22 protein-coding genes are annotated in these 26,388 nt (G+C 54.3%); 14 read left to right on the plus strand and 8 right to left on the minus strand.

Going from position 1 to position 26,388, the window contains the following annotated elements; translation table 11 throughout:
• The first annotated feature begins 17 nt into the window (after positions 1-17).
• Positions 18-929, plus strand: a complete 912-nt coding sequence (locus tag AAC599_RS15980) for a DMT family transporter (RefSeq protein ID WP_340151406.1) — start codon at positions 18-20, stop codon at positions 927-929.
• A 39-nt stretch (positions 930-968) separates the two neighbouring features.
• On the opposite strand, the gene AAC599_RS15985 is transcribed toward AAC599_RS15980, so the two are convergent.
• The 5 genes from AAC599_RS15985 to AAC599_RS16005 all read right to left on the minus strand — a co-directional run bounded on the left by AAC599_RS15985 (position 969) and on the right by AAC599_RS16005 (position 6,050).
• Entirely contained in the window at positions 969-1,457 is a 489-nt protein-coding gene (locus AAC599_RS15985) for a universal stress protein (protein WP_340151407.1), read from the minus strand.
• 15 nt (positions 1,458-1,472) lie between these two features.
• On the minus strand, positions 1,473-2,756 hold the full coding sequence (locus AAC599_RS15990) for a TRAP transporter large permease (RefSeq protein ID WP_340151408.1): 1,284 nt from the start codon (positions 2,754-2,756) through the stop codon (positions 1,473-1,475).
• A gap of 12 nt (positions 2,757-2,768) precedes the next feature.
• Positions 2,769-3,353, minus strand: coding sequence for a TRAP transporter small permease (locus AAC599_RS15995; RefSeq protein WP_340151409.1), 585 nt, complete (start codon positions 3,351-3,353; stop codon positions 2,769-2,771).
• 84 nt (positions 3,354-3,437) lie between these two features.
• On the minus strand, positions 3,438-4,457 hold the full coding sequence (dctP, locus tag AAC599_RS16000) for a TRAP transporter substrate-binding protein DctP (protein ID WP_340151410.1): 1,020 nt from the start codon (positions 4,455-4,457) through the stop codon (positions 3,438-3,440).
• Positions 4,458-4,658: 201 nt separating this feature from the next.
• Positions 4,659-6,050: a PLP-dependent aminotransferase family protein gene (locus tag AAC599_RS16005; RefSeq protein ID WP_340151411.1), complete on the minus strand. Its 1,392-nt coding sequence runs from the start codon at positions 6,048-6,050 to the stop codon at positions 4,659-4,661.
• Between the two features lie 76 nt (positions 6,051-6,126).
• Between AAC599_RS16005 and AAC599_RS16010 the strand changes: the two genes are divergently transcribed.
• From AAC599_RS16010 to AAC599_RS16020, 3 genes are all read left to right on the plus strand, one after another.
• Positions 6,127-6,618, plus strand: coding sequence for an Lrp/AsnC family transcriptional regulator (locus AAC599_RS16010; protein ID WP_340151412.1), 492 nt, complete (start codon positions 6,127-6,129; stop codon positions 6,616-6,618).
• 124 nt (positions 6,619-6,742) lie between these two features.
• Entirely contained in the window at positions 6,743-8,236 is a 1,494-nt protein-coding gene (locus AAC599_RS16015; RefSeq protein ID WP_340151413.1) for an NAD-dependent succinate-semialdehyde dehydrogenase, read from the plus strand.
• A gap of 24 nt (positions 8,237-8,260) precedes the next feature.
• Entirely contained in the window at positions 8,261-9,631 is a 1,371-nt protein-coding gene (locus tag AAC599_RS16020) for an aspartate aminotransferase family protein (protein ID WP_340151414.1), read from the plus strand.
• Positions 9,632-9,667: 36 nt separating this feature from the next.
• Here AAC599_RS16020 and AAC599_RS16025 read toward each other — a convergent pair whose 3' ends face one another.
• Both AAC599_RS16025 and AAC599_RS16030 read right to left on the minus strand, forming a co-directional pair.
• Positions 9,668-10,201, minus strand: a complete 534-nt coding sequence (locus tag AAC599_RS16025) for a MarR family winged helix-turn-helix transcriptional regulator (RefSeq protein WP_340151415.1) — start codon at positions 10,199-10,201, stop codon at positions 9,668-9,670.
• Positions 10,202-10,462: 261 nt separating this feature from the next.
• Positions 10,463-11,254 carry an SDR family NAD(P)-dependent oxidoreductase gene (locus AAC599_RS16030; protein ID WP_340151416.1) on the minus strand — a complete coding sequence of 264 codons (792 nt, stop codon included), beginning with the start codon at positions 11,252-11,254 and terminating at the stop codon, positions 10,463-10,465.
• Between the two features lie 511 nt (positions 11,255-11,765).
• Here AAC599_RS16030 and AAC599_RS16035 point away from each other — a divergent pair.
• The 10 genes from AAC599_RS16035 (at position 11,766) to AAC599_RS16080 (ending at position 23,179) form a co-directional block, all read left to right on the plus strand.
• Positions 11,766-12,956: an ABC transporter substrate-binding protein gene (locus tag AAC599_RS16035; protein WP_340151417.1), complete on the plus strand. Its 1,191-nt coding sequence runs from the start codon at positions 11,766-11,768 to the stop codon at positions 12,954-12,956.
• 74 nt (positions 12,957-13,030) lie between these two features.
• On the plus strand, positions 13,031-13,888 hold the full coding sequence (locus AAC599_RS16040; RefSeq protein ID WP_340151418.1) for a branched-chain amino acid ABC transporter permease: 858 nt from the start codon (positions 13,031-13,033) through the stop codon (positions 13,886-13,888).
• Positions 13,885-14,832: a branched-chain amino acid ABC transporter permease gene (locus AAC599_RS16045; RefSeq protein ID WP_340151419.1), complete on the plus strand. Its 948-nt coding sequence runs from the start codon at positions 13,885-13,887 to the stop codon at positions 14,830-14,832. Before AAC599_RS16040 ends, AAC599_RS16045 begins: the two co-directional genes overlap by 4 nt.
• The gene (locus AAC599_RS16050; protein ID WP_340151420.1) at positions 14,829-15,593 is read left to right on the plus strand and encodes an ABC transporter ATP-binding protein; all 765 of its coding nucleotides are present in this window, start codon (positions 14,829-14,831) and stop codon (positions 15,591-15,593) included. Before AAC599_RS16045 ends, AAC599_RS16050 begins: the two co-directional genes overlap by 4 nt.
• On the plus strand, positions 15,590-16,291 hold the full coding sequence (locus AAC599_RS16055) for an ABC transporter ATP-binding protein (RefSeq protein WP_340151421.1): 702 nt from the start codon (positions 15,590-15,592) through the stop codon (positions 16,289-16,291). The genes AAC599_RS16050 and AAC599_RS16055 overlap by 4 nt, the downstream gene beginning before the upstream one ends.
• A 17-nt stretch (positions 16,292-16,308) precedes the next feature.
• Positions 16,309-17,547 (plus strand): thiolase family protein, encoded by a 1,239-nt coding sequence (locus AAC599_RS16060; protein ID WP_340151422.1) that lies wholly within the window; start codon positions 16,309-16,311, stop codon positions 17,545-17,547.
• A gap of 21 nt (positions 17,548-17,568) precedes the next feature.
• Positions 17,569-19,119 carry an AMP-binding protein gene (locus AAC599_RS16065; protein ID WP_340151423.1) on the plus strand — a complete coding sequence of 517 codons (1,551 nt, stop codon included), beginning with the start codon at positions 17,569-17,571 and terminating at the stop codon, positions 19,117-19,119.
• Between the two features lie 71 nt (positions 19,120-19,190).
• Positions 19,191-20,720, plus strand: coding sequence for an AMP-binding protein (locus AAC599_RS16070; protein ID WP_340151424.1), 1,530 nt, complete (start codon positions 19,191-19,193; stop codon positions 20,718-20,720).
• Between the two features lie 88 nt (positions 20,721-20,808).
• Positions 20,809-21,654 (plus strand): enoyl-CoA hydratase-related protein, encoded by an 846-nt coding sequence (locus AAC599_RS16075; protein ID WP_340151425.1) that lies wholly within the window; start codon positions 20,809-20,811, stop codon positions 21,652-21,654.
• Positions 21,641-23,179, plus strand: a complete 1,539-nt coding sequence (locus tag AAC599_RS16080) for a class I adenylate-forming enzyme family protein (protein WP_340151426.1) — start codon at positions 21,641-21,643, stop codon at positions 23,177-23,179. Before AAC599_RS16075 ends, AAC599_RS16080 begins: the two co-directional genes overlap by 14 nt.
• Positions 23,180-23,188: 9 nt before the next feature.
• Here AAC599_RS16080 and AAC599_RS16085 read toward each other — a convergent pair.
• On the minus strand, positions 23,189-26,388 hold a 3,200-nt coding region (locus AAC599_RS16085; protein WP_340151427.1), incomplete at its 5' end, for an Ig-like domain-containing protein.

Genomic DNA, 26,388 nt, shown 5'->3' on the forward strand with positions numbered 1-26,388 from the left:
CGGTCTGGCAACGCTTCATGGCTTCTTCATCGCGAGTATCTTTTTCATCTGCGCCAAATGCTGTCATTGGCATCTCGGCAGCATTGATCATTGTGATCATCTGGTCCGGCTGGCTGGTTACCAGCCGCGCCGGGGTCCAGTCAGAGCTCACGGTTTATGACATCATGGCGTTTCGCTTTGGAATTTCGGGTCTTCTGTCGCTTCCTTACGTTTTATATGCAAAGCCTTGGCGTCATATGACCATTCGGAATATGGCGCTTGCGGCGACTGTGACGGGGGTGCCTTATTGTTTGGTCCTTTTCGCTGCCTTTAACTATGCACCGGCCGCCCATGGGGCGGTCTTCATGAACGGGATATTGCCCGCCCTGGTCATGATATTCGGTTATTTTCTATTCAGGGAAAAGCCGAACCGACAACAGATCATCGGCGCGGTGCTGATTATTGCCGGCGCCAGCTGCGCTGCATTCGGCGTGTCCGGTTTCGATATCAGAAGTACCTGGCTCGGCGATTTGATGTTTGTCATCGCCGCTACATTCTTTGTGCTTTACCTGATGATGAACCGGGCATGGCAGCTGTCGGTCAGCCAGATCTGGTTCTGCGGGTCGATCCTGAACGCCCTTGTTTTCATTCCCGTATGGTGGCTTTTCCTGCCCACTGGCATACCGGATGTTCCGACCGATCAACTATTGTTCCAAATGGGGTATCAGGGAATCCTCCCGAATATGTTCGGGCTGGTGCTTGTCTCGATCGCGGTACGGAATGTTGGGCCCTCGGTGACTGCCGCAATCATGTCCGGGGTGCCGGCCTCCGGTGCGTTGCTCGGCTATATCTTCCTCGGCGAAGAGCTGACATGGCTGGGGATCATGAGTTTGCTGATCCTGACGCCGGGCATTATCATTGCGAGCTTGCCGTCAAGAGCGAAGACTTAACATATTTACAAAGGCTGATCGTAAGACGGGCGGGAGCCGTCAGGCAGTGACGTCTTCCGCACCTTCGACACGCGGTTCCGTTCCCGAGGATTTGACGACCATCACAGGACAATGCGCCAGGCTGGTTACCTTATGCGATACACTGCCGAGCAGTAGTCCTTCCAGATCCCCGTGCCCGCGACCGCCCAGGACGATCAGGTCGACATTGCGCTCCTTGGCGAATTTGACAATGGTCCGCGCCGGCTGACCGCTTTTCACAAAGGCCCGGATATTTGTGCACCCCTGAGATTTAGCATACTGCTTGCTGGCATCCGCGACTTCCTTGCCATAGTCCCGCATAGCATCATCCATATTCTCCGGTGTTTCCGGTCGGACCATGGACATTGACGCTTCCAGCAGGCTGTGATGCCGGAAGACGGTGATGATCAGCAGTTCACTATCGGTCAGCTTCTGGAGCTCGGTTGCTTTGCGCAGTGCCTCGAACGATCCCTTGGAACCGTCTGACGGGACGAGAATAGTTTTGAACATCTTTCTTCCTTTGCCTTAACGAAACGCCAAATCACGCAGGAAAAGAGCAATTTGCGGGAAAAATATGAGGGCGGCGGAAACAAACGCCAGTATCACGGTGAAGGGGAAAATTCCGCGTATCACATCCATGTAAGGCCGTCGGAACACCGCAATTGCCGTGAAGATGTCACAGCCGAATGGCGGTGTTGCCGAACCGATTGCTACTTGCAGGGTGATGATCGTTCCGACCAGAACCGGATCCAGATTTACCGCTTCTACGACCGGGACGAAAATCGGAACCAGAACAAGGATCACAACGATGGGATCGACGAACATACAGCCGATGAAGAAGGCAATGGAAATTACGGCCAGAACGCCTTTTGGCCCCATCTGATCAACACCCACAGCGCCCAGAAGTTCCTGGGGGATATTGGCGAATGAAATCACCCATGAAAAGGCCGCGCCGGCGCCCACAAGGATGAAAACAACCGCCGTAATCAGGCCAGTGGATTTCGCAATCGGATAGATATCGCTGAACTTCAGGGATCTGAAGACCAGGAGTTCAAGGATCAGGGCATATAGAACACAGGCGGCCGCGGCCTCTGTCGGACTGAAGATGCCGCCATAGATTCCGCCGACAATGATAACCGGGAAGCCGAGTGGCCAGACGGCCATTTTCATGGCGGCCAGACGTTCTCCCCATGTGGCCTTTGGTTCTGTCGGGACACCTTTGACTGTCGCATAGATCATGCTGTAGGCGGAGAAGCAGACGAGCAGAAGAAGGCCGGGGCCAACCCCTGCGATGAACAGCTCGGAGATCGAGGTGCTGGAGATAACGCCATAGATGATCATGCCGATGCTCGGCGGAATGAGGAAGGCGATATCACTGGCATTGATAATCAGCGCCAGAACAAAAGAGTCATTATATCCGGCCTTGAGCATGCGGGGGCGCAAGGGGGAGCCGACAGCGACAACCGTTGCCTGCGTTGAGCCCGAGACAGCGCCGAACAGAGTACAGGCCGCAGCTGTACTGACGGCAAGTCCGCCTTTGACATGACCGATAAATTTCATGACCAAGTCGATCAGGCGGTTTGCCGATTGCCCGCGGGTCATGATATCGGCAGCGAGAATAAACATCGGTACCGCAATCAGGGAAGCAGGACGGATGCCGGCCAGCATCTGCTGGATCATAAATTCCATCTTGCTCACGCCTGAGAACAGGTCGTAAAAGCCGTAAAACGCCCCGAGGAGGAGGGGAACCATCATTGGAAACCCAGCCAGCAGCAGAACGATCATTATCCCCGCGATTTTAATAGCCATGATCTGCTTACCTCAAATTTCCAGTTCGTCATCGTCATATCCCTCAATAACGTGAGTTGAGAGATAAACATCTTTTGCCGTCAGGTTTTTAACGGCTGTGAGCGCGTATTGAATGCCGGTAACAAAAAAGCCGACTGGAACCCAGAGAAAGATAATGTAAACAGGAATTTGAAGAGACGGGAGGATGCGCCCGGAGTTGGCGACCTTGACAATATATCCAATGGAAAAATAGCAGAGCGAGAACATCGTCAGCGCCGTCACGATAGCAATGATGATCATCAGGTTCTTGCGTAATTTCGTTGATAATGCATCAAATATCGCGGACATACGGATGTGCCGTCCATATCTTGCGGCGTATCCGATCCCGGCGAAGGTAATAAGGATAATGAGTATTCTGTTGAGTTCTTCAGTGAAGAATATGCTGTGCTGAAAAACGAAACGACCGACGACGTTTATGATGGTATTGGCTGCCATCAGGATGACGCCGAGCGCCAGTATCAGGGCTTCAAACCGGCTGATAAAAGTATCAATGGTCCCCAGAAAGCCCGGTAACGTCGATTTGTATTCCTGGCTTTCGCCGTTTTCTGATGACGCCATATCATTCTCCCCCTAGAAAGAATAAACAGCTGCCCGCGGTCAGGCTTCCCAGACAAGGCGGACAGCTGTTTTGCAGGTCGATAATTAGTTCATCGCAGCATCCAGATCAGCTTTCATCTGGTCGAGAATTGCCTTGCCGCTATCACCGGTCATCTCGATGAATTTTGCTTCCACGGCCGATGCTGCGTCCTTGAAAGGAGCGCGCTCTTCTTCAGAGAGAACGACGACCTTCATGTCAGGCTTGGCTTTCTTGATATTATCAATTGCCTCTTCGCCCAATCCGTTCTGATATTCGAGAATATGCTCGAATGCGGCGTCGGTTGCGGCTTGGATAGCCTGCTTGTCTTCGTCACTCAGACCGTCATAGAATTCCTTGTTGGCCATGACAGCGGTGGTGAAGTTGTTGTGCCCCGCATAGGTGATGACATCCGTCACCTCATACATCTTTGTTGAATCAACAAAGAACAGAGGGTTTTCCTGGCCTTGGATGATATTTGTCTGCAGGGCACCATAGACTTCGCCCCAAGGCAGCGGCGTTGGCGTTGCCCCGAAAGCCTTGTAGGATTCCACCAGAAGCGGATTTGTCATGACCCGGAATTTGACTTCATCCAGGTCGCCCGGACTGCGGACTTCTTCCTTCGTGGTCATGACCACTTCGCCTTCCGGGAACATTGTCAGAAGTTCAAGGTTCTGCTCGGCATAGAGTTCCTTGAAGTCCTCGTTAATGGCTTTACTGTTGCGGAAGAAAGCATTCAGCTCTTCCGGATCAGAGGGTAGCAGGTAAGGAACAAAGAAAACCTGCGCTTCCGGGATCAGCGAGCCGGTGAAACCCGGTGACTGGTCAACAAATTGCAGAATGCCGGCCTGTGCCTGTTCCATGATATCTGCGGACTCGCCCAATGTACCGTAAGGGTATAGCTGGAGCTCATGGTCTGTGTTTTTCTCCAGTTCTTCCTTGAACTTGGTTGCATAGACACCTTGGACATCCGTGATTGCTTCTTCGAATGCGTATTTCCAGGTATCTGCTTTCGCAGATGTGATGCCTGCCGCGAATACGGCTGCAACGGCGATGCCGCTCAAGTAGTGACGTTTGAAAAGTTTCATTATAGATCGCTCCCTTTTCGAAGGTTTTCGAAATTTAGCCTGCTTTTTATCCACGGGGTCGCAAGCGGTCCCGTATTTAAAGGAAATCAAGTCGACATAGAGGATTGCCTCGCTACAAGGCCTCCCCGAAATCAAACACTGTTGGGGCAAGAATGAGGCATTATTGTATTGCTAGTCAATGAAAGTATTGTAGCAGTACAATTACAGGCTATGCATGAAAGGCTCTGGCGCCCGCCGCAAGAGATTGCGTATTGCAGAAAGCCCCCGACGAAACCTTTTGGTGTCCTGTGTGCCGGCGACGGCGATACGGACGGCATCGGCTTTCCGTATATTGGGTGTCAGAAAAGGCTGGGTCGGGGCAATGGCGATGCCGAGGGAATTGGCATGATTGACATAGGTCGTGGTGTCCCAGCCCTCGGGCAGTTCCAGCCAGAAATGCAAGGAATTGGGGTGTCCGCGCCAGGACAGGCCGGTCATCTCCTCTTTTATGATTGTATGGCGTTCCGCAAGCGCCTGCCGTTGCCATTGCACGAGTTCGTCTGCGGTTCCATCCTTGATCCATCGGCTGGCAAGTTCGGCAACAAGGGGGGTGCCCATCCAGCTGAACGCAATCAGTCGTCCGGTTATGGCCGGTATCAGGCTGTCCGGCGCGACGAGATATCCTGTGCGCAAGCCTGACAAGGTGCATTTTGTGAAAGATGTCAGATAGATTGTCCGCTCCGGTGCAAGCGCCATAAAGGGCAGGGGGCGGTCTTCTACCAAGGGTCCCCAGGCATCATCTTCGATAATGAAGACGTCATATCGGCGGGCAATCCCGACAAGCTCGCGACGGCGTTCCTCCGACATCATGGTCGCCATGGGATTGGCGACCGTCGGGACGCTGAAATACACTTTTACATCATGACTTTTACACGCAATTTCAAAAGCTTCCGGAACAATACCCTGTTCGTCGAACTCAAGCCCCTGAAGGCGTAATCCAAGATACGAGCATTGTGAGATGATGAGGTGATGGACAATTGATTCCGTGACGACAATGTCTCCTGGTCGGGTGACGGCAGAAAGCGCAACGGCCATGCCATGGGTAACGCCATTCGTGATGATGACGGACTCAGGTGAAATATCGAGTTGACAACGGGACAGCCAGTCCACTCCGGCCTCCCGATGGGTCCGCAGGCCGACATTGGGCCGACACGCCAGATATGTGTCATGATCCAGTCCCACGGGGAGATCTTTCAGGGCGGCATCCATTCTGTCGACATGTATATGATCTATCAGCGGCCGGGAGATCGACAGATCAATTGTTCCGTTGTTTCCCCTTTCCATCAAATATGGCTGGCGGGATGGCAGAGTGGGCGACAGGACATATGTGCCGCGTCCGACATGGCCGTCTATGAGTCCGAGCCGTTTCAGCTCTTCATAGGCTTTGCCGACGGTATGGACGCTGATCCCCAACTTGTGCGCCAGCGTTCGATGAGGGAGCAGTTGTGTGCCGGCGGGAAGCCTGCCGTCCGCAATGGCTTCCTTGAACGCGGAAACTAGACTTGTATGGAGGGGGCGAGTTAGATTATCGTAACACGGGGTCCAGATTGTCATGCATTAATATAAGGATTTACCGTTTTTATATGCAAGACAATTCTGGGGAATCGCGTCGGATAGACTGGGCATTTATATGGCATTTGCACTAGATGAGCGGGATCTGAAAATTCTGGCTGTCCTGCAAAAAAATGGTCGAATGACCAAAACGGAACTGGCGGAACATGTCAATCTGTCGCCGACTCCCTGTTGGGAGCGACTGAAGAAGCTGGAACAGTCCGGAATCATCGAAGGGTACAGCGCCAATGTTTCCCTGAAAATACTCGGTTCGGTTTCCGTCATATTCATGGAAGCGGAAATCAGCAGCCATCGGGCAGTCGATTTTGAAAGGTTCGAGAAGGCGGTTCTGGAAATCCCCGAGATCGTCGAATGCTGGGCCGTGGGCGGCGGCATAGATTATATCGTCAAGTTTCTGTGCGGCGATGTCGATACCTACCAAAGGCTCGTCGATAAATTGCTTAACTCCGATATCGGCCTGCGGCGGTACTATTCATACGTTGTGACAAAGCCGGTTAAATTCAGCCAAATTCCGCCGCTGGAATTATACGAATATCGCAATGACCAGTGAGTCTCTCTCCTGATCGGCTGATTTTCAGAGAAAACCTCTGCTTTAGCTGGATAATTCAAAAGCACCCTCTACGTCAAAAGGAATAGGTTAAACACCAACCTGTTGAATAATCGGAGGTCGTCCCATGGGAGCCAATGTGAAGAAAAAGGAGTTTGTCGAGGAGTTCGATCTTCTGTCGGACCCCGGGCTGGTGAGGGAATTCGCCTATATTGACGGAAAATGGTGCGCGGCAAAAAGCGGCGCGACGATGGGCGTGTACAACCCCGCATCCGGTCAGCAGATCGCAACCGTCTCCAGTCTCTCCGCGACGGAAAGTGAAGCAGCAGTGGATGCTGCATCGAAAGCCTTTCCGGACTGGTCCAGTTTGCTGCCACAGGAACGTGCGTCGCTGATTAGCGAATGGGGGCGCCTGATGATGGCGCATGAGAATGACCTGGCCGTCATCATGACCCTGGAGCAAGGAAAGCCTCTTTCGGAAGCCCGCGGTGAAATCGCCTATGGTGCGTCCTTTGCGGAGTTTTTCTCTGAAGAAGCGAAGCGTGCGGATATCATCGGCGTCACCTCGCATCTGCCGAACGCGGAAATTGAAGTCTGGCTGGAACCGATCGGGGTTGCGGCTCTGGTGACGCCTTGGAATTTCCCGATTGCCATGATTACCCGCAAGGCTGCGGCGGCGCTGGCTGTTGGTTGCACCGTCGTTGTCCAGCCGTCCAAAGAGACGCCGCTCTCCGCTCTCGCCCTTGCCGAGCTTGCGCATCGGGCCGGCATTCCGCCAGGGGTGTTCAATGTTGTCATCGGGGAACCGGCGGAAATTGTCGGCACCTGGACGAAAGACCGTCGCGTTCGGGCGCTGTCCTTTACCGGATCAACGGAAATCGGCCGTTTGCTCTATGAGCAATGCGCGCCGACCATCAAGCGTCTCAGTCTCGAACTCGGCGGGCATGCGCCTTTCATCGTATTTGCAGATGCCGATATTCCGAAGGCCGTCAATGAGGCGATCAAGGCGAAATTTGCAACCTCGGGCCAGGATTGTCTGGGCGCCAACCGTTTCTTCATTGAGCGTCCGGTGTATGACGAGTTTTGCGCTGAATTTATCCGTAAAACGAAGGATCTGGTCGTGGACAACGGAATAACGGATCCGGACATCGGACCGTTGATGAATGACGCTGCCATCGCAAAGCAGAAAAGTCATGTTGAAAACGCCGTTGCTGGCGGGGCGAAACTTGCCTGCGGGGGCAAGGTGTTGACCGAGTTGGGACCGCTTTTCTATGAGCCGACGGTTCTGGTCGATGTTCCGGCCGATGCACTGATCATGCATGAGGAAACCTTCGGCCCCGTTGCCGCCATTACGCCGTTCGATAATGAAAAGGACGTTGTGGCGACGGCGAATGATACGGAATATGGTCTGATGGCCTATCTGCATACGAAAGATCCGTCCCGTATCTACCGGATCAGCCGCGCTCTTGAATTTGGCATGGTCGGGGTAAACCGGACGAAGATAACCGGCGCGCCCATACCCTTCGGCGGGATGAAACAATCCGGCCTCGGCCGGGAAGGATCACGCCATGGTATCGAAGCCTTCTCAAACATCAAATATATATGCCGCGATTGGGCGTAACCCTATTTTAGTCAGGAGAGACAAATGCTTACAAATGATCAACTCAGCCTATGGGATCGGGAGAACTTCTTCCACCCGTCGACGCATCTTGCGCAGTTCGCCCGCGGTGAAGCCCCCAATCGCATCATCAGCACAGGTGAGGGGGTTTATATTACCGACCGGGACGGGAACAAGCTTCTGGATGCGTTTGCCGGGCTTTATTGTGTGAATGTCGGTTATGGCCGCCAGGAAATTGCTGAGGCAATTGCCAAGCAAGCGCGGGAGCTTGCCTATTACCATTCCTATGTGGGGCATGGCACCGAAGCCTCTATTACGCTGTCGAAGATGATCATGGATCGGGCGCCCGGGAACATGAGCAAGGTATATTTCGGCTTGTCCGGATCCGATGCGAACGAGACCAACATCAAGCTTGTCTGGTACTATAACAACATTCTCGGACGGCCGGAAAAGAAGAAGATCATTTCACGTTGGCGCGGCTATCATGGCTCCGGGCTGATGACAGGGTCGCTGACCGGGCTTGAGCTGTTTCACAAGAAGTTCGACCTTCCTCTTGCGCAGGTTATTCATACGGAAGCGCCTTACTATTTCCGCCGTAAAGACCAAGCTCAGTCGGAAGAGGAATTTACGGCATATTGCGCGAGCGAGCTCGAAAAGCTCATCCTTGCCGAGGGGCCGGAAACAGTCGCCGCCTTTATCGGCGAGCCTGTACTGGGAACCGGTGGGCTGGTACCACCACCACAAGGTTATTGGGCGGCGATACAGGCGGTTCTGAAAAAATACGATATACTGCTGATCGCAGACGAGGTTGTCACCGGCTTTGGCCGTCTGGGCAGCATGTTCGGTTCCGATCATTACGGCATTGAGGCGGATATCATTACCTCGGCCAAGGGTTTGACGTCTGCATATGCGCCGCTCTCCGCGTCAATCATTTCCAGTAGGGTTTGGAAAGTCCTTGAAGACGGGACGGATGAGTTCGGGGCTATTGGCCACGGCTGGACCTATTCCGCGCATCCGATCGGTGCCGCCGCAGGTGTTGCCAACCTTAAACTGATCGATGAAATGGGCCTCGTGGAAAATGCCGATAAGGTCGGCAGCTACTTCAAGTCGGCGATGACAAACGCCGTCGCCGATCATGCAAATGTCGGAGATGTCCGGGGCGAAGGGTTGATGCTCGCTGTGGAATTTGTCGAGGACCGGGAAGCCCGCCGTTTCTTTGATCCGTCCCTGACGATGGGGGCGAAAGTTGCCGCCGCTCTTCTGAAGCGCGGCGTTATTGCCCGGGCCATGCCGCAGGGAGATATCATCGGCTTTGCCCCGCCTCTCTGTCTCTCAAACTCGGAGGCCGACAAGATTGTCGGCGCTATGCAGGAAGCTGTAGAGGAAGTTTTCGCCTAAAAAGAGCCATCGAATCGGCAAGGGGCGCAGTACGGATTATCGTTGATCCATTTGTTCCTTGCCGCTTTTCAGGTCCTCAAGGAAAAAAGTCTCGTCCTGCCAGACAACATCGAGCTGGCGCCGCCCTTTTTCGTTTATCATGGCATACACGGTTCGGGCATATCCGTTAGCATTTTCGAACCCCACGCTCTCATACGCCTTTTTAAGGTGCACCTGCTGGCAATCGATAACACCCTGCCAGGCGGTCAAACCTTTCTTTGTCAGATAAAGATGGCGGCTGCGGCGATCTTTCAGGTTTTCTTTTTGCGTTATATATCCGTCCGCGATCAAAGTCTTGATTGTCGGGCTGAAGGACTGCTGCGTGACGTCCAGAAAAGCAAGGATTTCCTTCACGGTCGCGCCCGGTTTGCGTTGCACAACATATAAAACCCTGAAGTGGGGACGCCGCAAACCGATGGATTCGAGATGCGCATCGCCTGCTTCCAGCATGCTGTTATAGGCAAGATACATGACTGCAAACAGCCAGTGTGCATGTTCTTCCGGGCAAAGGCTGTCTTCGTCCTGCGTCATTCGACGGTTACTCCTTTTTATTGTCGGGCAGCTGTATATGAACTGTACCCATACTATTTATTCAACCGATTGTATGTTAATTGCATCTAATTACACTATAACACGTGATGGGGTTTAAGGAAGTTCTTTGATTCATTTGATAAATTTCATATAAGAGCAAATTTTGATCTCTATATAAAGACAACCATTATTCACAGAAGAACTTGTCGGACAAAGCAATGGCCCCCTTTGGCATGGTCTGGTTCTTCGTCAAAATCCCCGTCATTTTTTATTTCCGCTCGTCATATCCAGATTTCCTGTTTGCGTCATTCCGGAGGCGAAATACCCGCCATCAACGGTTAATATCTCGCCATTTACATATCCGGATTTGGGGTTCGCCAGATAGCACACGGCATCGCCGATGTCTGAACTGGTTCCAAACCTTCCGACCGGAATCATCGGCAGCAGACGCGAAATGGTCTCTTCGGTGTAATTAGCCTGTACCAGCGGAGTCATGATGGGGCCGGGGGCGATGGCATTTGCCGTTACGCCATATGGCCCCATCTCAAGCGCAATTTGCCGGGTCAGTCCGATAATGGCCGCTTTCGATGTACCGTACGCTGTCCGGCCCACGCCAGCCCTGAGGCCACTGACGGAAGCCATATTGATAATTCTGCCATAGGATTGCTTGGCCATCTCGCGCGCCGCGCGCTGGGAGCAGAGGAAGCTGCCGGTCAGGTTGATCTGCATTACCTGATTCCAGTGCTCGGCCGTATAGTCGAGGAACGCCTGGATGTTGACGATTCCGGCGTTGTTCACCAGTACGTCTACACATTTGTCCCACTTTTCCGCGGCGGCAAACGCGGCCTCGATGTCGTCCGGGTCGGACACATCAAGCCTCTGACCCAATGCCTTGCCGCCCATTTCTTCAATTTTGTTGACTGTCTCCGAGATTCCTGATTCGGAAATATCCGTGACGACGACCCGCGCGCCTTTTTCGGCGAGGAGCAGGGCAGTTGCCTGCCCAATCCCCGATCCAGCGCCGGTAACCAATGCTACTCCATATTCTTCCATAGCTATTTCTCCCCGATCCTGTCACCGTTTTCTTGCTTTGTCGCCCTAACTCCAGACGTTCAGGCATACCGTTTTTGTCGGCGGTGATCAGCAGTAGTTGAGCGATTTTTAATAAACAGTTTACCTTATTAGATCAAGTTATTTGTTATATATTCACAAAGACGCAACAGTCCTTATACTTGTCGGTCGAGCAGGCAGTAATTGGAGCAAAAGCTTCAATCTCTTTCATAAAACGCAAGTCTAGGTTTTTGAAATATAAAACTTATGCATCACCCGGAAAAGGAGCTGGCGGGTCAAACAAACATGAGAGAAAACATCACTTTATGAGGGTATGGATTTCATCGCCCTCACATATAACAAACAAATTGACTAGAACAGTTATCCTGTTATATAATTAAGAAAGCTTCGGAATGTGCGGCGCGGGTGTAGGGCGCACATGAGAGTCAAAAAAATAACGCGGTTGGGCGAATATGCTTAAGCCGGTAAAAATCACCAACGAAAGGGAGACATAATGAATATTATTAAATCCACCATTATTGGTGCGGCTTGTGCTGCGCTTATTGGCGTCGCCGGGACGTATCCCGCGTATGCGGATGATCCGGAAACATTCAAGATCGGAGCGGTTCTGCCATTCTCCGGACCCTATGGCATTATCGGCAAGGGTATGAAGCAGGGCGCGCAGCTCGCCATTGACATGCGGGGCGGAGAAGTGCTCGGCAAGCCGGTCGAAGTCACCTGGGAAGATAGCGAAACGAAGCCGCAGCCGGCCGTGCAGAAGGCAACGCGCCTGATTTCTTCTGGTGCCCAGATGATTTTCGGGGCCGCCAGTTCCGCATCTACGGTGGCGCTGCAGGGTATTACGGAACAGCGCAAAATTCCGCTTCTCGTCACAATCTCCGCGGATGACAAAATTACCCAGGCAAATGGATATCGGTATACATTCCGGACATCTAACACACTTGGTATGGAAATCCGTATGGCAATGGAATTCACCAAGGCCGCCGGCCTCAAGAAACTCTACGCTGTTGGGGCGGACTATGCTGTGACACGTGACGGCCTGGAAGCTTTCAGCGCTGCGGCAAAGGAAGCCGGTATTGAAATCGTGGGTGTTGACTTCCCGCCACTTGGCAATCGTGACTACTCGGTTATTATTGACAAAATCGCCAAGACCGATGCTGACGGCGTCGTCCTCATCGTAACGGGCAGTGACGGCGTTACCTTCCTGAAGCAGGCTGGTCAGGCGGGCCTTGGCAAGAACAAGACCCTGTTTGGTCCGGTTTTGCAGGATGAAGTTCTGGCCGCAGCCGTTGGTCCGGACGCAATCGGCGCTGCTTCCGGTGTCCGGTATCACTACTCCATCGATAATCCCGCCAACAAGGCATTTGTTGAGGCGTACCGTGCAAAATACAACGAATGGCCGGACAGCTTTGCCGGCGAAGCATTCGATGGCATGAGCTGGTTCTTGGACACAGTTGACAGCACCAACTCCTGGAACCGGGAGGATTGGGTCAAAGCCTTTGAGGGCAGCGTCCGCGAAAATTCCGTGGAAGGCCGAAAGGAAATGCGCGCCTGCGATCACCAGGCGTTACAGGTCGGTCTCTGGGGCGTTGTTGAAAAAGGTGAAGCACCTTACCCTGACCTGAGAATGAAGATCACAAATGTCTTCCAGCCGGATGCACTCTTCCCCGAGTGCGCAGAATAGGCTGATTTAAATACGGGCGGTTGCGCGCAAGCTTCGGCCGCCCTCACTTTAATTCCAGGTTAGGTGATCCGGAAATGTCCACCATTGTGATAGGCCTTTCTATGGGCATGCTGCTGTTTTTGCTGGCAGCGGGGTTAACTCTTATTTTCGGCATGTTACGGGTAATTAACTTTGCGCATGGTTCATTGTATATGCTGGGTGCGTATCTCTCTTTTCAGATAGTGAATGTCACCGGAAGCTTCTGGATCGGGTTGGCCGTCGCACCGATTATCGCCGGGATTATCGGAGCCCTGATGGAACGTATCGCTCTTCGGCCGGTCTATGATCGTGACCATGTCTATCAACTCCTGCTAACTTTCGGATTCATTCTTGTTCTTGATGAGGCCGTCCGGATTTTCTGGGGCCTGGAATACAAGCAGATGTATCCGCCGGAACTGTTCTCCGGCGCGATCGAGATGTTCGGCAGCTCTGTACCGAGTTATCGCCTGTTTATTATCGGCTTTGGTGCGGCTGTGTCCGCAGCTCTGTTCTTCATGCTCGATCGCAGTAGATACGGCATGATTATTCGCGCGGCCAGCGTCGATCCCGAAATGGTACGTACCCTTGGTATCAATGTTTCATTGGTCCGTACTGGGGTTTTCTCCTTCGGCGCTGGCCTCGCGGCCCTTGGCGGAGCCGTGGCCGGTCCCCTTTTTCCGATCGAGCTAGGGATGGGTTTCAACATTATCATCGACAGCTTTATCGTTGTGATTATCGGCGGTCTTGGCAATATTCGCGGGGCCGTAATGGCGGCGCTTCTGATCGGCATGACGCGGGCTCTCGGTTATAGCTATGCTCCGAGCTGGGTCGATTTTCTTACCTTTATTCTGTTGATTGGCACTCTTATTCTCCGGCCGGAGGGATTGTTTAGCCGCAAGGGGCGGACGGCATGAATGCGCAACATTTATTGGCACTCATCGTTGCCATCATTATTTCAGTGCCATTGCTGTTTCCGGAAGGGCACAGCATCGGCTTGGTGAACGCAATTCTCATCTGGTCAATATTCGCTATCGGGTTTGATTTGGTGTTCGGGGTCGCGGGCATGCTGTCCTTCGGTCATGCGGCTTTCTTCGGCGTTGGCGCGTATACACTTTCGATCCTGACGATGCGTATGGGGTGGGATTTCCTTCCGGCCCTCGGCGCAGCGGGTGTCATCGGCGGCGCCCTGGCACTGGCTTTCAGTTACTTTGCGATCCGGGTTTCGGGGTTGTTCTTCGCGCTGTTGACGCTTGCCCTGTCGCAATTGATCTACATCATGGCGGGAACGAAATTGCGGATGCTGACCGGCGGCGTTGACGGTATCGCCGGTGTGCCGCGTCCGGATTTGTTCGGAATCGATTTCTACGATGACGGAAATTACTATTTCTTCCTGCTGGCGTTGTTCATCCTGGCATTGCTGATCTCCGGTCTCATCCGGATATCGCCTCTTGGTCAGGCGCTGAAGGCCATTAAGTCCAACGAGGTCAGGGCGGAACAGATCGGCTTCAATGTTCAGCGTCTGCAGCGGTCGGTCTTCACGATTTCCGGTGTTTATGCCGGTGTCAGCGGGGGTTTGCTGGCGTCACTGATTTTCTATGTTGGTCCGCAAATGCTCCATTGGAGCACATCCGGTGATGTCGTCATCATGGTTCTGCTCGGTGGAATGGGGACCCTGTTCGGGCCCATTCTCGGCGTTGCCATTTTCGAGATTATGCGGGAATGGCTGTCAACCCAGACATCGCACTGGTATGGTATCCTCGGTCTCATCTTCATTGTGTGCACGATTGGCATGCCGAAAGGTATCGCGGGCCTGATTATGCAGCTCTGGGAGCGTTTTACGCCGGGAGGCAAATCATGAGCGGCGCAGCAGAAGCCAAACATGTCCTGCGCTGTGAGGATATCGAGGTGTCCTATGGCGCGTTCAAGGCCGTCACTAATGTCACCTATGAGTTTAAGCCCGGCCTGCTATATGGTCTGATCGGACCAAACGGTGCGGGAAAGACGACGCTTATGAATGCGCTGTCGGGACGCGCCCGGCTCAGCAAGGGACGCGTCTTCCTAGACGATCAGGAAATCACGAAGCAGTCGCCTCATGCGCGAACATGGGCAGGCCTCGGCCGGAGTTTCCAGATTACTCAGATTTTTGCCGAAATGACAGTCTTTGAAAATCTGCGGCTGGCCGCGCAGGCACATCGCTTTCGCTTGCAACCTTTCTGGAGCCCTGTCGGTAAATTCCGAGAGATTGCGAATGACGCAGAGAAAGTTCTGAGTGAAATCGGCCTGGAGAGCTTTGCCCATGTCAATGCCGGGAGCCTCTCGCACGGGGATCAGCGCGCCCTCGAAATCGGACTGGCTTTGTTAAGCGAGCCGAAGGTCCTGCTGCTCGATGAACCGCTGGCCGGCGTCGGGCATGACGTTGTGGAAAAAGCTGTTGAATTGATTCGCCGTGTGTCGGAGGGACGGACGGTCCTGCTGATTGAGCATAACATGGACGTTGTCATGAAAATTTCCGACGAGATCATTGTCATGCTCGCAGGTGAAATTCTCGCGTCCGGCGAAGCCGAGACGATCAAGCGCGATCCACGTGTTCGAACCGCTTATCTGGGAGAGGAAGAATGAACCTTCTGGAAATGCAGAACTGCAATGTTTTCTATGGCAAGGCACAGGCATTGCACGACGTCTCGATTTCGGTGAACGACGGCGAGGTAGTCTCCCTGATTGGCCGGAATGGCGCCGGTAAAAGCACGTTGCTGAAGGCAATTATGGGCCTGAATCCGATTAAATCCGGCACCCGTATGTATGAGGGCCGTGATGCGACCAAAATCTCCACCGAGATGCTGGGCCGGTCCGGTATTGCCTATGTGCCCGAGGATCGGCGGATTTTTGCCACTTTAAGTGTTGATGAGAACCTAAGGATTGCAACGGTAATGGGGCGAAAAGGCACCTGGGATCTGGAGCGCGTCTACAATCTTTTTCCGCGACTAAAGGAACGGATGAGTTCGCGCGGCGATACATTGTCCGGCGGGGAACAGCAGATGCTCGCCGTCGGCCGCGGACTGCTCACCAATCCGAAGCTGTTGCTGCTGGACGAGCCGACGGAGGGCCTGGCGCCTCTGGTGGTTGCGGATCTTATCAAGGCCATGGAGCTGATCAATGCAGAAGGCGTGGCAATTCTTCTGGTCGAGCAGAACCTGAAAGTGCCGCTCAAACTCGCCGAGCGGCAGTATCTGATTGATAACGGGCATATCCGCTGGTCCGGGAAAACAGATGAACTGTTGGCGGAGCGGGAAAAAATCGAAGCACTCATAAGCCTCTAAACTTGGGAGTTAAGCAAATGTCAGATGTATATATCGTTGGAATAGGAATGTCGCAGTTCGGGAAGTTCTTGGACCGTTCCGTTAAGGACATGACTGCTGAAGTTGTTCAAGAGGCTCTGAAAGACTCCGGTCTGGAGCGGGAGAATATTCAGGCGGCATATTTTGCAAACGCCTCCCAGGCGGCAGTTGAGGCGCAGTATCTGGTACCGGGGCAGATTGCCTTGCGGTCTGCTGGTTTTGAGGGAATTCCGATTACTAATATCGAGAATGCTTGTGCCAGTGCCAGTACTGCCCTCAACTCGGCCTGCGCCTTTGTTCAATCCGGACAGGGGGATGTCGCACTGGCCATTGGGACGGACAAGATGAACTCCAGGGATCGCGCTCGTTCCTTCGCGGTGTTCGACGGTGGCTGGGATGTTCATACGGCGGAAGAATCCATCGCCCGGCTGCTGGATATGTCCAAGGGCATGGAGCTGCCGCCGGAGGCTGAGGACAATGGTGGACAGCGCAGTGTCTTTATGGATGTCTATGCGTCGCTTGCCAAGAATCACATGAAGGCTTTCGGGATTACGCAGGCACAGATTGCGGCGGCCTCGGCAAAGAACCATACACATTCCTATCATAATCCGAAGGCGCAATACCGGAATAAAATGACGGTGGAGGAAGTTCTTAATGACCGTCCGATCGCCTGGCCGCTCACCCTTGCCATGTGCGCGCCGATCAGTGATGGCGCCGCGGCGGCCATTGTGGTTTCGGAAGAAAAGGCACGCCAGCTTGGCTTGGGGCGTGCCATACGCGTCGCAGCCTCCGTCTTGAGATCAGGCACAAACCGCAAGCCCGATGAGTTTGACAAGCAGATTACGCATCTCGCTGCAAACGCCGCCTATGAAAAGGCCGGTCTGGCGCCAAAGGATATGGATGTCGCCGAGGTTCATGATGCGACAGCCTTCGCCGAGCTTCTTCAGGTGGAAGCGCTGGGCTTTTGTGACTTCGGGGAAGGCGGGCGGTTGTCTGCCGAAGGCCATACAACCATTGGCGGCCGTATCCCCGTAAACCCGTCCGGCGGGCTTGAATCACGCGGTCATCCCATCGGTGCAACCGGTCTGGCGCAGGTATACGAGCTTGTAACCCAGCTGCGCGGCGAAGCGGGGCCCCGTCAGGTTGACGGAGCCCGTACGGCGATTGCCGAAAACGGCGGCGGGTTCATGGGCTATGAAGAAGCCGCGGCCTGTATCACCATTTTGCAGAAAAACTGATCATTTACGGGAGAGAAATTCGTGCGTGTCATTGATTATTTCGACCGGGGTGTCGCGCTGGACCCGGAAAGGGTTTGCCTGAAAGACAGCCGCATTTCACGCAGCTATGCCGAGGTGCAGGAACGCAACTACAGAATTGCCAACGCCCTGATCCGGCTGGGGGTAAAACCTCAGGCAAAAGGCGCGGTGTTCAGTTCCAACGCTGTTCCGGCATTTGAATGCTGCCTCGGGATGCTACGCGCCGGTGTCGTCTGGGTACCGCTTAACGCGAAGAACGAGGTCAAGGAAAACGCCTATATCCTTGATAACTGCGATGTGGAAATTCTTTTCTATAACAGTGAGTTCGAAGAGAAGGCCGGGGAGTTCGCCAAGCTCTGCCCGAAAATCCGGTATTTCATCTGTATTGATAAGGCCGGCGGACGGGGTGTCTATCTGGAAGACTGGATTGACGGAGAGGACAATACCGATCCCGATATCGATGGAGGTCAGGAGACTCTCGCGTCGATCTTCTCGTCCGGCGGAACGACCGGGCTGCCCAAAGGCGTACTTTGGACCAACCGCGTCTGGGATGCCATGGTGACGGCTTTCTACACCAACATGCCTGCGAAAAAGCCACCCGTTCATCTTGTCGTCGCCCCGATGTCGCATGCCGCGGGTGTACTTGCCATTCTTTCGATGGCGAATGGCGGAACGCAGGTCATCCTGCCGCAGTTTGATGCGGAAATGGTGGCAAAGACGATCGAGAGCGACGGGGTGACTCATTTATTCCTGCCCCCGACGGCTATCTATATGCTGCTGTCCTATCCCGATGTCGCGAAGTATGACTATAGCAGTCTGGAGCATTTCATCTATGCGGCGGCGCCGATGTCCGTCGACAAACTAAAGGAGTGCCTGAAGGTCTTTGGACCGGTTATGACCCAGTCCTTCGGACAGGCCGAAGCGCCAATGTTCTGCACCTATCTTTCACCTGAAGATCACCTCGTAATCGGCAGTAATACAAAGGAAAAACGCCTGGCTAGCTGTGGACGCCAGACATTGCAGACCCGCGTCAGGATCATGGATGACGACGGTAATCTTCTGCCGCCGAACGAACGCGGGGAAATCGTTGTCAACGGAAACCTGGTGATGATGGGCTATTACAAGAACCCGGAGGCAACGAAGGAAGTTTCTACCTTCGGCTGGCACCATACCGGCGATATCGGCTATATCGATGACGACGGATATGTCTATATAGTCGACCGGAAAAAGGACATGATCATCACAGGTGGTTTCAACGTCTATCCAAGTGAAATCGAGCAGGTGATATGGGGTCACCCCTCCGTTCAGGATTGCGCGGTCGTCGGTGCGCCGGATGAAAAATGGGGAGAAGCCGTCAAGGCGGTGGTTGAACTCAAACCCGGTTGCACGCTTGAGGAAGAAGAAGTCATCAGCCTCTGCAAGAAAGCCCTCGGCAGTGTGAAGGCTCCGAAATCGGTTGAGTTCTGGAAAACCCTGCCGCGGACGCCGGTCGGTAAAGTCCGCAAGAAGGATATTCGCGCAAGCTTCTGGAAGGAAGGCGAGCGGGCGATCTAGGCTTCCAGGAGGGAGACGGGCGGTCTGATCATCTGACCCAGACATTACGATAAGAACGAGGGACGTGAGTAATGAATATTGCAGATTTCCTGCCGCGTGTGGCGGCAGTTTACGGCGATAAACCGGCCATCTCCCTGGGAGCGCGGCAGCTTCATACCTATCAGGAATTTGCAGACCGCGTGCGTTCTCTCGCCGGGGCTCTTCGCGGTGAGCTCGGGCTGAACGAGGGCGACCGGGTTGGCCTCGCCATGACGAATACGCCGCAATATATGGAGATTCTCGTTGCCTGTTGGCATGCAGGACTTTGCGCTGTTCCTATGAACGCCAAACTGCATCCCAAGGAGTTTGCCTTTATTATCGAGAATGCAGGTGCCAAAGTCTGCTTTGTCACTGAGAACCTGGCCACGGGTATCAGTGACTTCCTGGAGACGATCGACGGGTTTGAACGGGTTTTCTGCGTCAGTGACAACGACTATGAGGCCCTGACGACGCATTCTCCGATAGGGATGGTGGATGTATCGGAGACGGACCCTGCCTGGGTTTTCTATACCAGCGGGACGACGGGACGACCGAAAGGGGCAACGCTCACGCATCGGACCCTGATGGCTATGACATTGCGATATTACGCGGATGTCGATCAACCGTCCCCGGAGGATACCTATTTTCACACGGCCCCGATGTCTCACGCGGATGGCCTTTACGCCATTCCGCATCTTATCAAGGCATCGCACCATATCGTGCCGGAAAGCGGCGGATTTGATGTGGATGAGATATTCGACCTTCTTGAAACCTATAAGAACGCAACCTTCATGGCCGCGCCGACGATGCTGACGCGGATGACGAACCATCCGAAGGCAAGCGAAGCGAGATCCGAGAATATCAAGACGATCTATTATGGCGGGGCCCCCATGTATCTGGAGGATACAAAGCGCGCCATTGCCACATTCGGACCTTGCATTATGCAGATTTTCGGACAGGGTGAGTCGCCGAACACCGGCACCAGCCTCAGCAAAGCCTTGCATGCCGACTATGATAATCCGAAATATGAGAAGCGGCTTTCAAGCGTCGGCCTGCCGCGCACAGGAGTCGAGGTTCGCATTTTCGATGAGAACGATAATGAGGTGCCGACTGGCGAAGTCGGTGAGATTGTCCTCAGGAGCGATGTCGTCATGGCGGGCTACTGGAATAACCCGGAGGCCACCAGCAGCACGATCCGGGACGGCTGGCTCCATACCGGGGATGTCGGGCTGCTGGATGAAGACGGATTTCTCACCCTGAAAGACCGCTCCAAGGATATGATCATCAGCGGCGGAACCAATATTTATCCCCGTGAGATCGAGGAAGTGCTGCTCATGGACAGCCGCCTGGACGAGGTGTCCGTGATTGGCCGTCCGGAACCCGACTGGGGCGAGGAAGTGGTCGCCTTTGTCGTGCTGCGGCAAGGGGCGTCTGTTACACCGGAAGAGCTTGAAGAGCTGTGCCTCAATAATATTGCCCGTTTCAAGCGACCGAAGGAGTATTTCTTCGTCGATCAACTCCCCAAAAGCAACTATGGGAAAATCCTGAAAACCGAACTCCGTAAACAGCTTGCCGAAATGTAGATTTCCCGTCCTCTGTTGACAGATGCGGCGTAATTCCCGAATGTAATAAAAACAACCAAGAATGAACTTGGCTTGACGGGAGTAAGACATGAGCCGGGTTTCCTTACGGCAAGAAGACGCAGTCGCTGTTGTTTCCTTTTCCAATCCGCCGGATAACTATATGGATGCGGAAACGGAATCTGAGCTTGCCGCCGTCCTTGGTGTGATAGAGACCGACGCCTCCATCCGCGCTGTTGTTCTGACGGGCGGTAAGCCGGATGTTTTTATCCGCCATTACGATGTCGGCATACTCCTGGATCGGAGCAAGATCATGCGGTCCAAGCAAATGACCTTTGATCCTGCGCGTCCTGTCCCGGCGTCTCTCATCCATAAATGTTATGACCGGATCGAGGCAATGGCGAAGCCTTTTATTGCGGCGATAAACGGCACGGCCATGGGCGGCGGGTTCGAGCTTGCGCTGGCCTGTGATATCCGGCTGGTAAAGGACGGTCCCTATGACCTCGGGCTGCCGGAGGTAAATCTCGGTATTTTGCCGGGGGCGGGGGGCACCCAGCGGTTGACGCGGCTTGTCGGGGAAGCCAAGGCGAAAGAGCTGATGCTTCTGGGCCGGACAATGAGCCCGCGTGAAGTTAAGGAGATCGGTCTTGCCAGCCTCTGTGTGGAGGGAGATGTCCTTGCGGAGGCACTGGAAATTGCAAAGACACTGGCGCGCCGGTCGCCCCGTGCCGTCGGACATATCAAGGATCTGATAACCGGCGTTTCATATCGATCCGGCGAAGAAGGCTCCGCGCGGGAGAGAACCCTGTTCTGCGATCTCATGGTGGATAACCGGGCCTTCGAGGAAATGTCGGATATGGTTGAGGGAAAGCGGGATATTCGCGATCCGGAGTTAATGAAGAACAAGAAGAAATACTGGTCAGATGAAAACGATTGATGATGCGCAAGTATACCTGCCCGAACTATGGGCGACCCACGCCCGTTTCTCCCCGGACAAGGAAGCCGTTGTCTGTGGGGAGGTTCGGCGCAGCTGGCGGGATTTCAATAACAACCTGAACCGCATTGCAAACGCCGTCCGGGACTATGGCTTGGGCCGCGGTGACAAGATTGCCGTTCTGATGGGTAATGCCGTTAAAACGCTTGAAGTGATGTATGGCGTCGTCAAGGCCGGGGCCTGCGTCGTCCCTTTGAGCAGTCTTTTGACAGCAGAGCAGATCGAAGGGCTGATCAACGACAGCGATGCAAAGCTGGTCATCGCATCGGAAGGCGTGCGGGAAAGACTGGAAAAGATACGCGGTAATCTTAGAAATATTCTGAAGAATGATTTTATCTCTGTGGGGTTTGATGGTCCGGGCTGGCAGTCCTTCGATCAGTTCGTTGAACATTCCGGTACCGGTGCACCGGTGGTTAGCTATGACATGTCTGATGAGTTCAATATCATCTACAGTTCGGGCACGACAGGATTGCCGAAGGGAATTGTCCAGACGCACCGGGCGCGTCAACACTGGTCCTACAGCAACGCCATAGAGATACGGTTCCATGCGGACACCAGAGCGTTGACGACAACGGCGCTATATTCCAACGGAACCTGGCTCATGATCCTGCCGGCGCTGTTCGTTGGCGCAACCGTCCACATCCTGCCCGAGTTTGGCGCGAAAGCCTTTCTGAAGACTGTTCAGGAAGAAAAAATTACTCACACTTTTATGGTTCCGACCCAGTTTATCCAAACCCTGGCGGATCCGGCCATGGACCGCGCCGATTTAAGTAGTCTTGAGTCTGTTCTTTGTGCGGGATCGCCGCTCAGGCCCGACACGAAAGCTGAGGTGCTCAAGCGTCTTTCCCGCAACCTTTATGAGCTATACGGCTATTCGGAAGGTTTCGGGACCATGAACCGGCCGCATCAGCAGAGTGCAAAGCCCGCCTCCGTCGGCACGCCTGTCCTCGGTTTCGATGTCCGAATTATAGATGATGACGGAAATGAACTCGGCGCGAATGAAGTCGGGGAAATTGCCGGTACCGGCGCGGGCATGATGAAGGAATATCATAACCGGCCCGACGCAACGGATGCCATTGTCTGGCATGACCCTGCGGGTCGCTGCTATGTGCGTTCGGGCGATATCGGCAAGCTCGATGAAGATGGGTATCTGTATATCCTGGATCGCAAGAAGGACATGATCATTTCCGGTGGCCTGAATATATTCCCGGCCGATATTGAGACGATTATTGGCGAGAACGAAGCGGTGCTGGACGTAACAGTGATTGGAATTCCGCATGAAAAATGGGGGGAAACGCCGGTCGCTCTTATCATTCCCAAGTCCGGCGCCAATGAGCAGGCTATACTGGACTGGTCAAATGAGAGGCTGGGGAAGCATCAGCGCATCGCGGCCGTCCGTTTCTGTGATGAATTCCCAAGAAATGCGCTTGGAAAAGTCCTGAAGCGTGAATTGCGGGATAGCTGGTAGGGGCGCCGCTTAGCTCTCATCCCCGACGACGATACCGATAGCCACGAGGTTAGATGTATCATTGCCCAGATCACCGCTGAAGGTGATCGAAAATTCGTCGGCGCCATCGATGGTCAGGGTTGTGCTGCCGGGGCTGCTACTGTTATCGAGATTTACGAGTGCCGCCCGGTCATCCGCCGCCGTTCCGGGATTGTTGATACCAAGGGCGTCAAATAACGTGTCGAGGCTGACAATATCGCCATCGACGACATAATCGAAATCGAGAATGAAGTCGTCGCCATTTGTAACGCTGGTAAAACGGAACTCATCGGCACCGGCACCACCCTCGAGGACGTCATCTCCGTCCCCGCCGATCAAAGTGTCGGCCCCATCTCCGCCGCGCAACAGGTCATTGCCATCGCCGCCGGACAGCTGATCATTGCCGTCAAATCCATAGAGGCGGTCCGCACCCGCGCCACCGGCAAGGACATCGCCTCCCGCTGTCCCGAGTTCCACATTTACGTCGGCATTCAGCAGGTCAATCACACCCACATTCAACAATGTCGCCAGCGTATCCGAGGAACTGGCGTCCAGACTGTCCGTGGCGGTGATCGTTGTGGCGTTGAGGACATCAACACCGTCTAGCAGCCAGGGCTGATCAAACTGGACGGTCGCCAGCAACTCATTGATCGAGAGATTGTCGATAACGCCGTCATCGGTCGCTGTAATCGTCATAACGGAAGAGGGGGCGACGAGACCGAGTAATCCCGGATCATTCTCAATCGTTATGGTCAGGCCGAGTTCCGCTGCCAGTTCCGTCGAGGCGCTGAGCGTCAGGGCCCCCAGCCCGACATCGAGTAATGGGGAATAGGCAATCTCGACCCGTTGCAGGTTATCATCGACGTCATAGGCAATCAGATCCTGTTGGTCGAGGGAAATCAGTCCAAGGATAGCGCCGTGGACCTGAACCACGGGGGCGTTGTTGGCCGGGGCAGGCGGGGCTATGCCGGTGCTGTCGAACTGCGCTGTGGTCTGGTCGGTGTCGCCGTCATTATCCGTAATGATGAAACCGACCTCGGTTGTGCCGCCCACCATATCGGTATCGCTGGTTGCCTCATCGACGATGAGTTTGCCCCGGCTGAGCAGATCGGCGATTACCGCCTGATCTGAAAGTTCGCCATCAATCAGGTCAACGTTCTCGAAAAGTACCTGCTGGTCGACATCGGAAACATCGAAACCGCCCAGGAACTCGCCGTCCGTGCTGAGGTACAGTATTGTATCTGATCCGCTCAGCTCGAAATGCAGATAATTGGCGAGATTGCCGGGGTTCGTGCCGATATAACCTTCGCCCTGCAAAATGTCCCCAAGGTCGATGATATCACCGTCATTCGCGAGCGCGGATAGATTGAAGTCCGTGACAACGTCGATGTTCGGGGAGGCGGGCGCACCCTCGTCATTCTCTTCCCAGATAAAGACATCTGTCCCGGCGCCGCCTGTGAGGGTGTCATTGCCATCCCCGCCGATCAGAATATCATTCCCGGCACCTCCGGACAGGCTATCGTTCCCGTCGCCGCCCCGCAGCAGATCGTTTCCGTCATTCCCGTTGAGGGTATCATTTCCGCCATATCCATAGATCCGGTTGTCGGCGGCATCGCCGTTTAATGTCTCCGCGCCATTGGTGCCTTCTATAATTTCGGATGGGGGCGTGGCACCCAGCAGGCTCGTGTCCAGCAACTCTCCGGCCCCGGCCGCGGTGACCAGGCCATCGGTATCCGTCGCCGTTATGGTGATTGAATTGACCAGATCGACGGAAAGAGGCCCTGAGTCAAACGTCACGGTTCCCAGCAGCTCATTCAGCTTCGCATTGTCGATCGGTCCCCCATCCAGTGCCGTTATCGTCAACTCTGACGAGGAAGAGAGTAAAAAGCTGCTGTTGACGATATTGACATCCAGCCCGAGGTCGGCGGCGAGGTCTGTGGAGGCATTGAATTCATATGCCCCCAAGCCAATCAGCGTGGAATATTCAAGAACGACCGATTCAATATTGTTGTTTACATCTGTCGCAGTGAAAAGCTGGTTCAGGCTGAAGTCTATCAGGCCAAGCGCGTCCGCTCCGGCAATGCCCAAGAGGCCGCCCTCATCGGCAATGCCGACTTCCGGCGCTTCATTTGCAACCGGGGCTATGCCTGAGATGCCGGTTGCCGTAAAACTGTAGTCGCCGGTCAGCAAATTGACCTCAAGGGTTTCTCCCTTATAGTTCTCGACCGTCAATATGTTCGTTCCGCCATCATAGCCATACCCGGAAATCATGTCGGAATTGCCAGCGGGGGTAACGGTGTTCAGCGCCGCATCATAGTTGAACGACAGTCCGTTCATCTGAACCTGCAGCACCGTGCCGCCATCCGCCCCGAAGCTGTCGACGGCACTGCCATTGAAGGTGTCCGGCACGCTGCTGATCGTGAACTGGGCGATGCCGGTCGCGGTCGGCACGTCATCTACCACGGAAATAGTCAGGTTACCGCTTGCAGCGGCGGTCCCGTCGGAGGCTGTCACGACGAGATCGAAATCGAGGGCTGTGGTCCCGCCGCCTGCCGGGTGATCGATCGGCTGGGACAAGGTGACCTGATAGTTGCCGTCGTTATCTATTGTAATACGCAAGGTTTCGCCGTTTGAAACCGTGCTGCCGATCAGTAATTGTGTGTCATCTCCGGTCCAGGTAATGATCTCCCCGCCGGAATAAAGCGCTGTCACCGGTTCGGCCATCGTCACTGTCAGGGGATCGCCTTCGTTGTCCGCGACAGCTACTTGCCCGGAAGAAAGGCTGATGATACCCGGCTCCGAAACCGAGGCAGCCTGATCCCCGACTGAGACGCCGCCGATTGCATCCCCGGATCCGTTATTGCCGGCGAGATCGGTATAGCTGTCGTCTGGGACGGCGATACTGGGGGGATCGGCTCCGTCCTGGGTGAAAATGGCGGTCCATGTTGACCCGTCGACGGGGGTGAAGGCGGAGAGGATGCCGCCGTCGATGGAGATATCGGCGAGGGTGAAACCGGTGACGTCCTCGCTGAAGGAGAAGGTGACGTTTGTGGCTTCGCCCTCTGCGAGGTTGAGATCGTCGGCGGAGATGGTGAGGGTCGGGGCGACGATATCGGCGGCGAGGGCGAGGGTGTCTCCGGATCCGTTATTGCCGGCGAGATCGGTATAGCTGTCGTCTGGGACGGCGATAC

It is taken from the genome of uncultured Sneathiella sp., from assembly GCF_963976355.1.
In the GTDB taxonomy this organism is placed as follows: domain Bacteria; phylum Pseudomonadota; class Alphaproteobacteria; order Sneathiellales; family Sneathiellaceae; genus Sneathiella.

Excerpts from the sequence above, each read along its gene's own strand:
- AAC599_RS15980 (WP_340151406.1), top strand. The coding sequence starts at position 18 with ATGGCTTCTTCATCGCGAGTATCTTTTTCATCTGCGCCAAATGCTGTC.
- AAC599_RS15985 (WP_340151407.1), bottom strand. The coding sequence starts at position 1,457 with ATGTTCAAAACTATTCTCGTCCCGTCAGACGGTTCCAAGGGATCGTTC.
- AAC599_RS15990 (WP_340151408.1), bottom strand. The coding sequence starts at position 2,756 with ATGGCTATTAAAATCGCGGGGATAATGATCGTTCTGCTGCTGGCTGGG.
- AAC599_RS15995 (WP_340151409.1), bottom strand. The coding sequence starts at position 3,353 with ATGGCGTCATCAGAAAACGGCGAAAGCCAGGAATACAAATCGACGTTA.
- dctP (WP_340151410.1), bottom strand. The coding sequence starts at position 4,457 with ATGAAACTTTTCAAACGTCACTACTTGAGCGGCATCGCCGTTGCAGCC.
- AAC599_RS16005 (WP_340151411.1), bottom strand. The coding sequence starts at position 6,050 with ATGACAATCTGGACCCCGTGTTACGATAATCTAACTCGCCCCCTCCAT.
- AAC599_RS16010 (WP_340151412.1), top strand. The coding sequence starts at position 6,127 with ATGGCATTTGCACTAGATGAGCGGGATCTGAAAATTCTGGCTGTCCTG.
- AAC599_RS16015 (WP_340151413.1), top strand. The coding sequence starts at position 6,743 with ATGGGAGCCAATGTGAAGAAAAAGGAGTTTGTCGAGGAGTTCGATCTT.
- AAC599_RS16020 (WP_340151414.1), top strand. The coding sequence starts at position 8,261 with ATGCTTACAAATGATCAACTCAGCCTATGGGATCGGGAGAACTTCTTC.
- AAC599_RS16025 (WP_340151415.1), bottom strand. The coding sequence starts at position 10,201 with ATGACGCAGGACGAAGACAGCCTTTGCCCGGAAGAACATGCACACTGG.
- AAC599_RS16030 (WP_340151416.1), bottom strand. The coding sequence starts at position 11,254 with ATGGAAGAATATGGAGTAGCATTGGTTACCGGCGCTGGATCGGGGATT.
- AAC599_RS16035 (WP_340151417.1), top strand. The coding sequence starts at position 11,766 with ATGAATATTATTAAATCCACCATTATTGGTGCGGCTTGTGCTGCGCTT.
- AAC599_RS16040 (WP_340151418.1), top strand. The coding sequence starts at position 13,031 with ATGTCCACCATTGTGATAGGCCTTTCTATGGGCATGCTGCTGTTTTTG.
- AAC599_RS16045 (WP_340151419.1), top strand. The coding sequence starts at position 13,885 with ATGAATGCGCAACATTTATTGGCACTCATCGTTGCCATCATTATTTCA.
- AAC599_RS16050 (WP_340151420.1), top strand. The coding sequence starts at position 14,829 with ATGAGCGGCGCAGCAGAAGCCAAACATGTCCTGCGCTGTGAGGATATC.
- AAC599_RS16055 (WP_340151421.1), top strand. The coding sequence starts at position 15,590 with ATGAACCTTCTGGAAATGCAGAACTGCAATGTTTTCTATGGCAAGGCA.
- AAC599_RS16060 (WP_340151422.1), top strand. The coding sequence starts at position 16,309 with ATGTCAGATGTATATATCGTTGGAATAGGAATGTCGCAGTTCGGGAAG.
- AAC599_RS16070 (WP_340151424.1), top strand. The coding sequence starts at position 19,191 with ATGAATATTGCAGATTTCCTGCCGCGTGTGGCGGCAGTTTACGGCGAT.
- AAC599_RS16075 (WP_340151425.1), top strand. The coding sequence starts at position 20,809 with ATGAGCCGGGTTTCCTTACGGCAAGAAGACGCAGTCGCTGTTGTTTCC.
- AAC599_RS16080 (WP_340151426.1), top strand. The coding sequence starts at position 21,641 with ATGAAAACGATTGATGATGCGCAAGTATACCTGCCCGAACTATGGGCG.